This window comes from Vibrio sp. HI00D65 (assembly GCF_001635455.1).
Classification (GTDB): domain Bacteria; phylum Pseudomonadota; class Gammaproteobacteria; order Enterobacterales; family Vibrionaceae; genus Vibrio.
The window spans coordinates 1-201 of the sequence record NZ_LWEH01000458.1; the positions used below are offsets into that span (position 1 = coordinate 1).

At 45.3% G+C, this 201-nt stretch carries 1 pseudogene; it reads left to right on the top strand.

Annotation, left to right across the window (positions count from 1 at the left end):
- Positions 1 to 201 (top strand): annotated as a pseudogene (locus tag A3712_RS28000) (hypothetical protein); the annotation flags it as partial.

Here is a 201-nt window from a genome sequence, read left to right on the forward strand (position 1 = left end):
GAATCAAGAAATCAAGCAAAAAGTTGAAGAGATTACGCAGCTCAACCAAGAAATTTCAGCCAACATTCAAGCGATTATCGACGGCGGTAAAGAGGTTGGCGAAGGGATTGGGAAAATTGGCGTAGCCATTATTGCTTCGATCAACGTTGATCACACCGGCAAGCCAAAAGGGGAGTCTTCGGAGGATGGTGAACTTGAATC